Source organism: uncultured Flavobacterium sp., assembly GCF_951805225.1.
Lineage (GTDB): Bacteria > Bacteroidota > Bacteroidia > Flavobacteriales > Flavobacteriaceae > Flavobacterium.
In genome coordinates, this window is record NZ_OX638201.1 from 165526 (window position 1) to 178445 (window position 12920).

Annotated in this window: 11 protein-coding genes; 1 reads left to right on the forward strand and 10 read right to left on the reverse strand. The window is 32.1% G+C overall.

Going from position 1 to position 12920, the window contains the following annotated elements; translation table 11 throughout:
* Positions 1 to 130: 130 nt before the first annotated feature.
* Positions 131 to 1291: an MFS transporter gene (locus WN975_RS00735; protein ID WP_337964754.1), complete on the forward strand. Its 1161-nt coding sequence runs from the start codon at positions 131 to 133 to the stop codon at positions 1289 to 1291.
* 182 nt (positions 1292 to 1473) lie between these two features.
* On the opposite strand, the gene WN975_RS00740 is transcribed toward WN975_RS00735, so the two are convergent.
* The 10 genes from WN975_RS00740 to WN975_RS00785 all read right to left on the reverse strand — a co-directional run bounded on the left by WN975_RS00740 (position 1474) and on the right by WN975_RS00785 (position 12531).
* Positions 1474 to 1935 carry a hypothetical protein gene (locus tag WN975_RS00740; protein ID WP_337964755.1) on the reverse strand — a complete coding sequence of 154 codons (462 nt, stop codon included), beginning with the start codon at positions 1933 to 1935 and terminating at the stop codon, positions 1474 to 1476.
* Positions 1936 to 2439, reverse strand: a complete 504-nt coding sequence (locus tag WN975_RS00745; RefSeq protein WP_337964756.1) for a hypothetical protein — start codon at positions 2437 to 2439, stop codon at positions 1936 to 1938.
* A gap of 4 nt (positions 2440 to 2443) precedes the next feature.
* A complete protein-coding gene (locus WN975_RS00750; RefSeq protein WP_337964757.1) occupies positions 2444 to 2920 on the reverse strand; it encodes a DUF6265 family protein in 477 nt (158 codons plus the stop codon).
* Between the two features lie 265 nt (positions 2921 to 3185).
* On the reverse strand, positions 3186 to 5501 hold the full coding sequence (locus WN975_RS00755) for a DNA topoisomerase 3 (RefSeq protein WP_337964758.1): 2316 nt from the start codon (positions 5499 to 5501) through the stop codon (positions 3186 to 3188).
* A 245-nt stretch (positions 5502 to 5746) separates the two neighbouring features.
* Positions 5747 to 6826, reverse strand: coding sequence for an acyltransferase (locus WN975_RS00760; RefSeq protein ID WP_337964759.1), 1080 nt, complete (start codon positions 6824 to 6826; stop codon positions 5747 to 5749).
* 131 nt (positions 6827 to 6957) lie between these two features.
* A complete protein-coding gene (locus WN975_RS00765; RefSeq protein WP_337964760.1) occupies positions 6958 to 8184 on the reverse strand; it encodes a hypothetical protein in 1227 nt (408 codons plus the stop codon).
* Positions 8185 to 8189: 5 nt separating this feature from the next.
* Positions 8190 to 9110, reverse strand: a complete 921-nt coding sequence (locus WN975_RS00770) for a hypothetical protein (protein WP_337964761.1) — start codon at positions 9108 to 9110, stop codon at positions 8190 to 8192.
* An 11-nt stretch (positions 9111 to 9121) separates the two neighbouring features.
* Positions 9122 to 10150, reverse strand: coding sequence for a hypothetical protein (locus WN975_RS00775; protein WP_337964762.1), 1029 nt, complete (start codon positions 10148 to 10150; stop codon positions 9122 to 9124).
* 447 nt (positions 10151 to 10597) lie between these two features.
* Entirely contained in the window at positions 10598 to 11026 is a 429-nt protein-coding gene (locus WN975_RS00780) for a hypothetical protein (RefSeq protein WP_337964763.1), read from the reverse strand.
* Positions 11027 to 11373: 347 nt separating this feature from the next.
* Entirely contained in the window at positions 11374 to 12531 is a 1158-nt protein-coding gene (locus tag WN975_RS00785) for a M57 family metalloprotease (RefSeq protein ID WP_337964764.1), read from the reverse strand.
* Positions 12532 to 12920: the final 389 nt, after the last annotated feature.

A 12920-nucleotide genomic window follows, 5' to 3' on the forward strand; every position in this document is an offset into this window, starting at 1 on the left:
AAACTTTTTTCTAAAAGTTGCGAAAAATAAAGAAATTGACTTAAATTTCTGACTTTTGTTAAAAATTCCGAAAAGGGTAGACGTTACACTTCAAAAGGCTTAATTTTGCATTTTAAATGAAATTCTCCTCATGATTTTACCTTTTTTGAAGAAACTACAGAATTCGCCAAAAGGATTCCGTTTAGCAAATACTGTGTTTTTTTTCCTTTCCGGATTTGGATATTCTTCTTGGGTTTCCCGAATTCCTCATATAAAAGCGCAGTTGCATTTATCAGAAGCTCAATTTGGAACTGTTTTATTTGCTTTTCCAATTGGATTAATGCTAACAATGCCTTTTACAGGAAAATTATTGAATAAATACAGCAGCCGTTATATCATGCTTTTGGGCGCAATTATGTTTAATATTGTGCTTTCTTTGCCAGGTTTGGCGGCCTTTGTATGGCAGTTGGTTATTATACTTTTGATTTTTGGAGCTTCTCGTAATATTTTTAATTTATCGATTAATGCACAATCTCTGGAAGTTCAAAAATTATATCCACAATCGATCATAACCCGTTTTCATGCCGTTTGGAGTATAGCTGTTTTTGCGGGAGCAGGTTTAGGTTATGTAATGGTATCAAAACATATTGCGCCGTCGCATCATTTATTGGGTGTAAGTATTTTTATGATGGGACTTACAGCTTGTTTTTATCCGCTGAGTATTCATAATGAGCCCGTACCGGTTAAAAAGAAATTCTTTTCGATGCCGGAAAAAAATCTGATTAAGTTCGCTATAATTTGCTTTGTCTCAATGGCGTGCGAAAATACGATGTACGATTGGAGCGGTATTTATTTTGAAAATATATTACATGCTTCGCCAAAGTTAACCAGTGCAGCATTTGTGTTTTTTGCAACAGCAGTAACTTTAGGACGTTTGTTTGGAGATTATGGAGTTATGAAATTTGGAACAAAACGAATCCTGCTTTACAGCGGAATTTTGATCACGGTAGGATTTTTAATTTGCTTTTTATTCCCTTTTATTTATCCAACTTTTTTCGGCTATATCTTAATCGGAGTTGGGGTTTCTTGTGTCGTTCCGTTAGTATTTAGCATCGCCGGAAGATCTTCAAAATTAAGCAGCGGTTCTGCATTAACTTCTATATCTACAATTGGTTATCTTGGTTTTTTATTGGTTCCGCCAATGGTTGGTTTTATCTCTGAATATTTAAGTATGAAATTTGCGTTTCTAGTAATGGCGCTTTTAGGGATATTGATGATTTTGATGGTGAATAAGATCGGGGAGAAGGAATAGATCTTTGAAGTTTCTAAGATTCTAAGTTGCTGAGGTTCTAGGGTTTTTTCTTTTTTAACGCTGGTGCGAGCGTCTCGCTCGTGAACATTTTTTTGTTTTAAACTGGACTAAAGTCCAGCTCTACAATATTTTCCGAACCTTTGGTTCTTTTTTGATTCTTCTGGAATTGCGGTGAAATTAGATTATTTATTTTCTAATTCATTAAGATAATCTTTCCAATTTTGTTTATCAATAATATAGGAAAATTGATAACTCGTTTCGCAGATTCTTACTTTGTTTTTAAATTCAATAGTGTCTACATAGAAACAGTCTAGTTCTTCTTTTTTGTTTAAAAAATGAATAGAATAAGAGCTTCTTGGACAACAACAATAATCTGTTTTTTCAGTATTTACAAATATTTTGTCAAAGTCTTCAAGTTGTTTTTTCGTACTGGTTTTATAAGTTTTCGTTGGAATATAAGCTTCAACATTAATTCTTTTATTAGTCAATGTTGAATCGTAAGCTTTTATAACTATTTGGGTACTATTTGAGACCGTTCTATTAAATGAGAAATCTTCCCAAATGTTCTGGAATGTATCTTGAGTTTTGCTGCTGCAACCGAAAATGGAAAACAAAACTAAAAACAAAACAAAGTGTTTTCTCATTTAGTTTGTTTTTTGATACTGATTCTGGATAATTCTATTTGTCCATTTTGAAAAGAAAATTATAAGTCCAATAATCAATAATAATGAACCATTGATAATAAAAATCGATTGATAATCATCTATAAATCGACCAACTGATAAAAATTTCCGAATATAATCCCAGCCTAAAAGATGAAATCGGTATAAAAGATAAGTTATTATAAGAACGATAAAGCTATTTAAAATAGACCATTTTTTAATTTTTGAAATCACAATTGATGTTATAAATCCAAAAACAATTCCCACTAAACAAGCTACACTTGGCCAAAAACTAATCAAAGCAATGTCTACTGGAGTTATTCCATATTTTTCCTGATTGTCAAAAACATTTCTAGCGCCATGAATTTCTGTAAGTTCTATTATTTTTAAATCCTTAAGCCATGAAAACGACTGAAAAGAAAATATAATAAAATAGGTTCCAATGAAATGAAAAATTATCTGAACATAATTTATTTTCTTTGTCATTGATCTATTTCTTAGTCATTACAAACTTCTCAGAACTTACTTTTCCTTGCAAATTCCCTGAAATTTCAGCTGTCAAAGTATTATCAGCACCTTTTGTATAAGTAATTTTTTGAGGATAATCGTGTTTCGGATTTTCGAAAACCAATTGTTTATCAGATTCCGCAGTTGATTGAAATGGAACAGGTTTCTCATCATTTTGACCTTTTACAGTCGCAAAATAAGTTAAAGTTTCACCTTTTTGAGCCAAAACAATATTTTCTAAATGCAAAGTATCTTTTCCTTTTATGAAGTATGATGCAGCGCTAAAAGTACTGTCGTTTAGTTTGATCCAGTTTTCAGTTAGAACGCCGTCCGGAGATTTGTTTTCCCAGTTTCCGATAAGCCAATCTGCAATTTTGATTTTATCTTTTTCAACAGATTCCTTTTTTTGACAAGAAACAACAGCTACTAAAAGCACTAAAAGAGTAATTTTTTGAAACATATATTTTGATTTTTCGGTGTTAGATTGAAAGGCTAATTTATAAAATAGTTTGCCACGAATTTCACAAATTTACGCGAATTAATTTTTGAAATTTGCCACAGATTAAAAGGATTAAAATGATTTTGTTTCACGCAGATTCTGCAAATTTTGGCAGATTTAATTTTGATTTAGAATTATACAAGTCTGAGAAGATCAGCTCAAATCTTTTTAAATCTGCGTGAAACAAAAATTCGCGAAAATCTGCAGAATCTGCGTGAAACAAAAATTAAATGCTTTCTTGTAAAATCGAATAAACCAGTTCTTTAGTTGGTTTTTGATCTTTTAGTTTGGCTCTTACATCGTCAAAAGTAACTTTAAAATCACAACCCAATTTATAATCGCCACAACCATAAGCGGTTTTCCCTTTCATGATTGTTCCTTTTTTACATTTCGGACATGTTAATGCTTCAGAATCAGTTGTTGCAGTAGGTTTTGCTTTTGCCTTTGGAGCCGTTTTCTTCGTTTCTAATTTAAGTTTGTAATTTTCTTCAAAACGAATCAAACCTTCCACAGTTCCTTCATCGGTTTTAAAACCTTTTATATTTACTGTCGATCCTTTTTGAACCAATCTTAAATACTGACTTTCGGTTATTTTTTTCTCTGCAAAAGTATAAGGCAATACAAAATCGCAGCCAGCTTTGTAATTACCACATCCGTAAGCTGATTTTCCTTTTATTAAGGTTGCTTTTTGACATTTCGGACAAGTTTCTGCCAAAATTCCTGCAGCTTTCTTTTTCTCGACTTTTACAACTTCTTTTTGAGTTGCTGTTGTATGCGAAATATTAGCGTGTCTGGTTTCGCTTCGTACTTCGGTAACCAAAGCTTCAACCATTCGCTTCATGTTTTTAATAAAAGCTCCAGCAGTAAAAGTTCCTTTTTCGATATCTTTCAATTGCTTCTCCCAAGAACCTGTAAGTTCAGCCGATTTAATCAATTCATTTTGAATCGTATCTATAAGCTGAATTCCTGTAGGAGTTGGTAAAACCTGCTTTTTATTTCGAACAATATATTGACGCTTAAAAAGAGTTTCGATAATATTCGCTCGTGTTGACGGACGACCAATACCGTTTTCTTTCATTAATTCTCGTAAATCTTCGTCATCGACTTGTTTTCCAGCGGTTTCCATCGCACGCAGTAAAGTTGCCTCTGTAAACTGATTGGGCGGTTTAGTTTCTTTTTCTAAAAACAAAGGTTCATGCGGACCTTTTTCTCCCACAACAAAATTCGGTAATAAATCAGCTTCTTTTTCTTTGGCATTCGGATCTTCAAAAACAACACGGAAACCTTTTTTTAAGATCACTTTTCCGGTAGTTTTGAACATTACATCGGCTGCTTTTCCTATTACAGTTGTATTGGCAACCAAACAATCATCATAGAATACGGCAATAAAACGTCTCGTAATAATGTCATATACTTGCTGCTGATTGTATTGCAGATTACTTTCTATTCCCGTTGGAATAATCGCGTGGTGATCCGTTACTTTTTTATCGTTAAAAACCTTAGGCGATTTTTTTATTTTTTTTCCTAAAAGCGGTTGCGTTAATTCGGCATATTTGGATAATTTCTGCAGAATTCCAGGTACTTTTGGGTAAATATCATTTGGTAAGAAAGTAGTATCAACTCTGGGATATGTTACGACTTTTTGCTCGTACAAAGTTTGTACAATTTTAAGCGTTTCATCTGCCGAAAATCCAAATTTGGTATTGCAATAAACCTGTAAACCCGTTAAATCAAATAGTTTAGGCGCATATTCGTTTCCGTTCTTTTTATCTACAGAAACAATTTCGAACTCACTTTCTTTGACTTTATTGGCGAGAAGTTCTCCGTCTTCTTTTTTTAGAAAACGACCTTCTTCATAACTAAAAAGAGTTTCTCTATATAAAGTCTGTAATTCCCAATAAGGTTGAGGTTTAAAGTTTTCGATCTCTTTCCAGCGATCAACAACCATTGCCAATGTTGGAGTTTGCACGCGTCCAATAGACAATACTTGCTTGTAACCACCATGTTTTACGGTGTACAAACGTGTAGCATTCATACCCAATAACCAGTCGCCAATCGCTCTTGAAAATCCGGCGTAGAATAAATTATCGTAGTTTTCAGAAGGTTTTAAGTTTTCGAAACCTTCTTTTATAGCTTCAGTTGTTAGGGACGAAATCCACAAACGCTGTACTTCGCCTTTGTAATGCGCTTCGTTCATAACCCAACGCTGAATCAATTCTCCTTCTTGTCCGGCATCCCCGCAGTTTATGACAACTTCGGCTTTGTCGAATAAGCTTTTTACAATTTTAAATTGCTTTTGGATTCCTGAATTCTCAACGACTTTGGTTTCGAATTTCTCCGGAAGCATGGGTAAATTGTTCAAATCCCAACTTTTCCAGTGTGGTTTATAATCGTTAGGTTCTTTTAAAGTACATAAATGCCCAAAAGTATAGGTCACAGCATAACCATTGCCTTCGTAATATCCGTCGTGTTTGGTATTAGCACCCAAAACGGATGCGATTTCACGTGCTACACTTGGTTTCTCAGCAATACATACCTTCATTTTTCTCCTTCTAATTTAAAGGCGAAATTAAGGATTTTTTATAAGAAAGGAGCAAAGGTTCTTAGGAACAAAGGGACAAAGGTTCTTTTTTAATGTTGTATACGCGTAAAGTTTTTTGTTTCACGCAGATTTTTAAAAGATTACAACAGATATACGCAGAACATAACATGAAATCTGCTCAATCTGCCAAATCTGCGAGAAAAAATTTAGCGTCTTTGCTCCCGATAGCTATCGGGATTGCGAGATTAAATTTTCTTTCTCTTATCCGTTAAATACTTTCGAACAGGAGTGTCATAAAAAATCATGGTTAAATAGGCGATTCCCACAAGAAGAATTGTTCCAATAATAACAATAAAAGTCAATTGAGAAGTATCCGGTTTATACTTGGCGTAATAGTTGGCAAATATCCACATTACAGCATAATGCGTCATGTATAAAGGATAAGAAATTTGCCCAAAGAAGACGCATATTTTTTTGAATCCTGGTGCCAAAGTTGCTCCGGCTCCTAATACAATCAATAACGGAAAATAGAGTAGAACGACTACAGGTTCTGTTAACCAATTCCAGTCAGAAAAAGGCATGAAAAACGTTGCAAGAAGTAATATCGATAATCCTATAAAACCTAGTTTTGATTTGATAATCCAATTGGAACGATAAATTAACATTCCTGCCAAAAACGAATACGAAATACGCGCACAACCATCCCAAAAAGTTTCTCCGCTCCATCCGCCCATTAAGGAACCTCCCGCGCGATGACTGACAAAACAAAGACCGATAGCAGCAAAAACGGTTAATAAAAAGAGCAAACGTCGACTTAATTTATAAAGGAAAAGTGCGTAAAAAATATTCGCAATATATTCCCAAAACAAAGACCAACCCGGCGCATTCAAACCAAAGATGTTGAAATATCGATCTGCCATTACCGGAAACGGAATCAGAAAAATCGAAGCCAGAAAAATCAAAATTACTTTACCAATTTGATAACTTTCAGGATTACCGCCAAAAGGATCAAAAAGAAAAGCCAACAAACCTAAAATAGAACCAAAAACAACCAAAGGATGCAACCTTATCAATCTTAATTTGAAAAAATCAGTAAGTTTCATTTTACCAATTCGGTCATGATAAGCGTAGGCAATCACAAATCCGGAAAGGCAAAAGAAAAAGTCAACCGCCAGAAAACCATGCGAGATAAAATTTTCGTTTGGAGGATGAACTATTTCCATAAAATGAAAAATTACAATTGCCACGGCGGCTATTCCTCTTAATCCGTCAAGGATTTCAAAATGTTGTTTTGGTTTTAGGGTTTCGGTTTGGGGTTTTGTCATGGTTTATTTAATAATGTCGCATTTCAATAGCGCTACGGCTTATACTTGTCAATATTGTTTATTTATAAAATCGATATTTCAAATTTACAAAAGACTTTGATTTAATACGTTTATTAAGATTGCTATTATCTTCATTTATTTAGATTCAATATTTCTGGGAAAAAATGATAAAGAGATGTCAAAATCCATAAAAGAAAAAATAAAACCGAAAGGAATTCAAAGATTCTAAATGTTTTCTCTCTTTTTGTTTTTTCTTTCTTTTGGAAACCGAAATTCTGTGACAAAAAATCAGAGTTTTGCTGATGGTTTGTGGTTAAATTTGTCTTTGATTGAATGTTATTAAGGCTGTTCAAATATTGAGGTTGCGTATTTTGATTCACAAAATTTATAAATTCACGTTTATTTTCATTGTGAAACAGTTTTACTTCTTCAATTTTTCTGTCGGAATTAATATAATTTATAGCCTCTTTTATCTTTTTTGAAAACTCAGAATATTTATTTTCAAGAACATGAATCTGTTTTTTAGAATCCTCGATTTTTCTGCCATTTTCATGGTGTATTCTTGAATTTTGTTCGATACTTTCTTTAAGATTTTTAACCGTTATTTTTTTGTTTTCTTCAAGCTCAGTTATTTCTCTTTCGAAATCATTTAATAATAATTGTAGTCGTTTCTTTTTTTCTTCTCTCAGAATTTGAATTTCATTGTCAAATCCTTTTTCATCGGTTGTTTTATAAAGGCCTTTGCTATGAGTGAATTTTGCAATTTCTTCATTATCAGTAAAGAAAATCGTATCGAAACTGTTTAGTAATTCTAATGATTTTTTAAAATTATGTTGCAATTTACTTGAATCCAGAGGAGAATAAACAACCAAATTAGAATTCGATAAATTGAAGTTCGAAGGTTCGTCAAGACCTTTAAGATTAAAACTAAGTTTGTCGAAATCCTGAGGTATATCTGCAGAAAAATTATCAGAATGATTGACCATTATCGTTTTATCAGCAACATTTTTACTAACTAATATGGTGTGAAATTCGTTTAGTTTAGTAATCGTAAGATTTTCTTCGGCAATTTCAGATGTAAAAAAAATACTGGCGCCAATAAAAGTACCGCCACGATCAGAATTTTGTTCTTTTGCAAAAGAATATTTTGAATAAGATATTGAATTCAATCCGCTTGCCACTTCTTTACGAATAGCATATATTGTACTGTTTTCGACTAATTTAATTGCATTTGTGTTTAAGTCAAATGTTCTGATTGATTTTGCAACATTTTGATTTTCAGCTTTAAAAAAAGATTGTCTAAAACCGTATGGATTTCCAAATGTCCCAAATGCTACCAAATATATATTTTGTGTCATATCGTTTAAAAGCTAAATTTTAATCGTTCCCAAAATGTTCCTTCATAATCTAACGGATAACCTACAACGCTCTCGTAAAGCCAATTAGATAATACTTCGGCAGGATCTAAATTCAAAAGCGTTATTCTTTCTCCGTCTCCATTATTTTCAATGTTGCCAATTGTGAAATACGTTTTATTTAATTCATACGAGTTTATTCTGTTGTTTGTTCGGGGTAAACGTTCGTTAATAAAATTTTCTAATTCCTCTTCATTAGAAACATCTGTTCTACCGGATTTATCCCATTTAGAAACTACTAAAATCACATTTATAGATTTCAGATTCTTACCTTTTCTTTCCAATTCATCCAGAAATTCGTTTATCAATGTATCTTCTAAATGCGCCATATCAAAACTGGTAACAATTATAAAAGTCAGCGGAATATTAGCATTCAAATAAGCTTCGATGCTACTATGATAGGTTCCGCCTCGGCTAATATCTTTATGATTTTCGCCCGAAGTTTCCAGAAAAGTCAGGTTAATAGGAGGGACTTTTTTAGATTTATTATTAGGCTCAAATATCAAATCTAATCTGGTAACCTGATCGCGTGTTGTTCTGCTTGGTAAAATACCTTGTCTGATATTTTCAAAAAAATCAGTCAGTAAAACTTGCGCTTCTTTTGAATTTGGAGTTCCTAATTTTGGACGTAAAACTCCGGCTTGCGAACTTAAATAATACAGAATCGAAGAAAGAATAACAGATTTACCGGATTCTCCAACACCAAAAAAGAAAACAAAATTGCTGTCTTTATTTTTTATGTCATTCGTACCGGCATTTGCCAAAGGAACAAAAGTAGATTTCGGCTCATTTTTTGTCTCAAAAGAAATAGGTTTTAATTTGTCATCATCAAAAGACAAAGGCTTTAAAGTGTTGTTTTCGTTAGTCATTTTAAATAGTTTTAGTTTTTTGCAATTAATACTTTGCCACTTCTTTTGTTTCCGTTAAATACACTTGAATTACTGCTGCTTCCATTATTTGGGGTAACCAATAATACAATAATGACGATAACAAAATCTAATAAAATACATCCCATTAAGACAACAAATTGATACATTCCGAAGTTTTTAATCGCGTGGTCAAAAGCAAATCCAATTTTTCCAACGTCTTGTGTTTTTGAAACTTCGGGTGTGAATTTAAATTTATCATCGCCTAAAACGGTATGAGCACGATTGCCTAACTTATTATATTCTGTTAATGATTCATCGATTAATCCCTGAGAGATATCATCTTTTTCTTTTTTAGAAAGCAATAATAAATCCTGAATCTTTTTGTTCCATTTTAAAACAGCATTATTAATATCTGTTTTTAAAGCTTTTTCTTCAGGAGAAAGATCCGAAATCATGTTGTCAATTTGGCGTCCCATTCTTTCGGCCAAATCATCATAATCGTTACGAACAGGAGTCAGAAAATCGACTTTTTGTCCCGTTAATTGTTCAATATCTCTTATCAGGGATTGCGCTCTGGTTCCCATTCCTTTATTTCCCGGATCTTTTATCTGTTCCATCATTTGTTTTTTCTTAATTTCAATATTTTGGGCAGTTGCGCCGTTATATTTATAACTTAACTTCGATTGAACATCAGATTCAAGATTATTAAAACGTTCATTTATATCCCTTAATTCGGTCGTATAAATATCAGTTCGCATAAATCTTGTGTACAAAGCATTAAAATTTGCCATAAAGCAAAATGATGCGATAAAAATATAAATGCCCACAAGGCTTGAAGTCGAACGACCTTCTATTTTTGCAACTCTTAGCATCCATACTAAAAACAATAATAAAAGGGATAAAACCAAAGCAATTATAAACGATGCAGGACCAAAAATTTGGTCTAGTCCAAGCCAGGTTTGGTAAAAACTTACGCTAATTAATAATATGGCAAGTACTGCCAAAAAGAGATCTGTTGCCTGAATTGATTTTTTACTCATTGTAGTTAATTTTAGAATTAATTATTTGGTCTTAATTAGTTTTTTTTAGGTTCAAAAAGATTTTCTTCAACCTGATATTTTTTAGAGACAAACTATTTTGGTAAATATTTATCTCAAAAAACACTTCAAAACCAAAATTGGTCTGAAATATTTATTCAAAACTAACTTCTTCTAATTCAGTTATTTTACGGAAATCCGTAATTTCTATTATTGAGAAAAATTTTACAATGCCCAAAAAAAGGTGTTTTGCTTTGGATGCAGTAGATAATCTGATTTGTGTAGTGATGAAAAGTCTGAGGATTTTTTTTAGTAATTTCTATTGAAGATTTATATAAATAACTAAAAAAGTTGGAGAGTATTTAACAAAAAATGCGCAAGAATCTTTTAGACTTTTGCGCATTTTCGGGTTTTATAAAATTGTTTTCAGGCTAATTTAAATACTAAATTTTATACTTTAAAAATATCAATTTTTTGCATCCAAGGAATTTCTGATTCCAGAAATGTAAGTCTTGTTTTAACGATTTGATCGGTTTTGTCGCGCGGATTTTTGGTTACAAATCGCGCTGTAGATTTATTAAAATCCAAAGTATATTTTTCGTCAAAATCTTCTTTTTTATCTGTCGAAAAAGTGATCATTTTGTTTTTTCCAGCCCATTTTCCTTTTCCGTATTTGTTTTCTTCAGGAGGAATTCCGCCTTGTATTTTTTTGTACGAATGAAAGATGAATGTTCCGTCTTGATTTAAAGTCAATTTATATTCGATTATATGTTTTCCTTCCTCATTAAGTGAACGTGTATAATCGCCAGCAAAATTGTTGGATTGTGCAGATAATGTAAGGTTTAAAATAAAAAGTAAAGCAGCAAGTATTAGTTTCATTGTTTTGGTTTTTTATTATTTAAAATTGATTATCAGTGATATAAAATGTCGTAAAGGTTGACATATTACTATTAAACGGTTTCAAACTTACTTACTTTTAATTTACAAACCTTACGGGAAGCCATAAACCAACGGTTAAATATCTCTTAATTTTTATAACGATTTAAAAAACCTGCGGACTCTTATCAAATTTAGATTCTTTATTAAAGAAAATCTTCGTTGAACATAGTTATTGAATGATTTCATACATTTTATTTACAAGATAATAAACGAAAAAACCTCGATTTTTTAAGATCGAGGTTTTTATTGATTTACCAACAATAACACTATTTTTAATTGAATACAGTCTAATAGGCAGTTTCTAATTTATACTTTCCTTTTTGCATAATATTGTAATTTCCACTTCTATAAAGTGCACCGCTTGTATCTCTGATAGTAAAATAGATTACAAAATTTGAAGTTCTGTTTCCACTGTCTGAATAATAAGTATCAGCAACTGACATAAACATTCCTGTCGCGCCCCAGCTTATAACATAAGGAGCTTCACCATTATTGTTTACTTTTGTATACCACCACATAATACTATCTACATCAGCATTGGCTAAATTACCAGTGTAATTCCAATTTATTATCGATGTTCCCGCTTGTATATAATCAGTTCCCGAAGCCGTTATTTGTGGTAAAATTACCGGAGGAGTTGGGTATAAATATCTAATTGCTACTAAATCATACACAGAAAATCCATTCCACGAGGAATTTGCAGTTCCGCCGTTCATTACTGAATTTGGATCCTGAGATGGCGTATTTGGTATAAGGTTTGCACCCGGACCGACACCTTCTCCTCTAATATCCCAATTTGTATGACGTAAACCTATACAATGCCCTAATTCATGTACCATATTGTATCGCTTACTTGCTTCGAGAACAGTTACATTGCCGTTGAAATCTAAATTTATTAAGACTTGGTTGTATGGTTGATTATTCACAGGAAATCCAGCAGCAGCTATAACATTATTAAGACCAACAAATGCACTCGGATCGCTTTTAATAATAATGTCTGAAGCAGCGCTGGTAGAAAGCTCAAAATGAACTGTAGATCCAGTGATATTATTCAGATCGCTAATTGCATTGGTTATAGCAGATCTCCAATCGTCTACTCCGCCCGTTGGAATTGAGGGATCTACATAAACCGTCATCGAAGTAACGTTAGTTGACGAAACTAAATTATTTGTGGATGCATGTCTGTTAAGTGTGCCTTTTTTTGAGTAATCGTTAATGTTTTTTGAAAACATCAAATCACCTTGTACAAGATAGAATTTATCATACTCTTTGATCATCTCTTTTTGATACCCCATTTCAATTAATTTTTTTACAACAGGGGTTTCTGTTAACGCACTTTCAGTATTGTTTTCATTAGAATTTTCATCGGAACAATTCTGAAATAAGAAGAGAATTGAAATTGCAAATGCAAAAAATAGCGATTTACCATAATACTTGTTTTTCATAATTTTTCAAATTTAATTTAGTAATAAGGGTTTAGTTAATAGATATTTTGTGGCTTGTTATTATAGAATTATAGGTTAATTGTAAATGATTGCTGAAACTTCTTTAAATACTAAATTAACATAATAAAACTTATAATAATTTTGTATTTCAAATGTAAATACTTTAAAATCAATAACCTTACGGGAAACCGTAAAAGTCTTTTAGAAATAATCTATTAAAATAATTAACAGGATTAAACAACTAAAAAGAGTTTTTTTTAGAAATCATAGATAGAGGAAAGTCTCAAAAAAACGATAACAAAGAATAAATTTTTATTTAGATCCTTTTCAATAACAGGATACTTCAGAAGAAATAAAAGATAGTAATTCGTGCCGTGATTAGTTTTGTT

Bases quoted from the DNA above. Each gene is read 5' to 3' on its own strand.
- WN975_RS00785 (WP_337964764.1), bottom strand. From the start codon at position 12,531: ATGAAAAACAAGTATTATGGTAAATCGCTATTTTTTGCATTTGCAATT.
- WN975_RS00780 (WP_337964763.1), bottom strand. From the start codon at position 11,026: ATGAAACTAATACTTGCTGCTTTACTTTTTATTTTAAACCTTACATTA.
- WN975_RS00775 (WP_337964762.1), bottom strand. From the start codon at position 10,150: ATGAGTAAAAAATCAATTCAGGCAACAGATCTCTTTTTGGCAGTACTT.
- WN975_RS00735 (WP_337964754.1), top strand. From the start codon at position 131: ATGATTTTACCTTTTTTGAAGAAACTACAGAATTCGCCAAAAGGATTC.
- WN975_RS00745 (WP_337964756.1), bottom strand. From the start codon at position 2,439: ATGACAAAGAAAATAAATTATGTTCAGATAATTTTTCATTTCATTGGA.
- WN975_RS00755 (WP_337964758.1), bottom strand. From the start codon at position 5,501: ATGAAGGTATGTATTGCTGAGAAACCAAGTGTAGCACGTGAAATCGCA.
- WN975_RS00740 (WP_337964755.1), bottom strand. From the start codon at position 1,935: ATGAGAAAACACTTTGTTTTGTTTTTAGTTTTGTTTTCCATTTTCGGT.
- WN975_RS00765 (WP_337964760.1), bottom strand. From the start codon at position 8,184: ATGACACAAAATATATATTTGGTAGCATTTGGGACATTTGGAAATCCA.
- WN975_RS00760 (WP_337964759.1), bottom strand. From the start codon at position 6,826: ATGACAAAACCCCAAACCGAAACCCTAAAACCAAAACAACATTTTGAA.
- WN975_RS00770 (WP_337964761.1), bottom strand. From the start codon at position 9,110: ATGACTAACGAAAACAACACTTTAAAGCCTTTGTCTTTTGATGATGAC.
- WN975_RS00750 (WP_337964757.1), bottom strand. From the start codon at position 2,920: ATGTTTCAAAAAATTACTCTTTTAGTGCTTTTAGTAGCTGTTGTTTCT.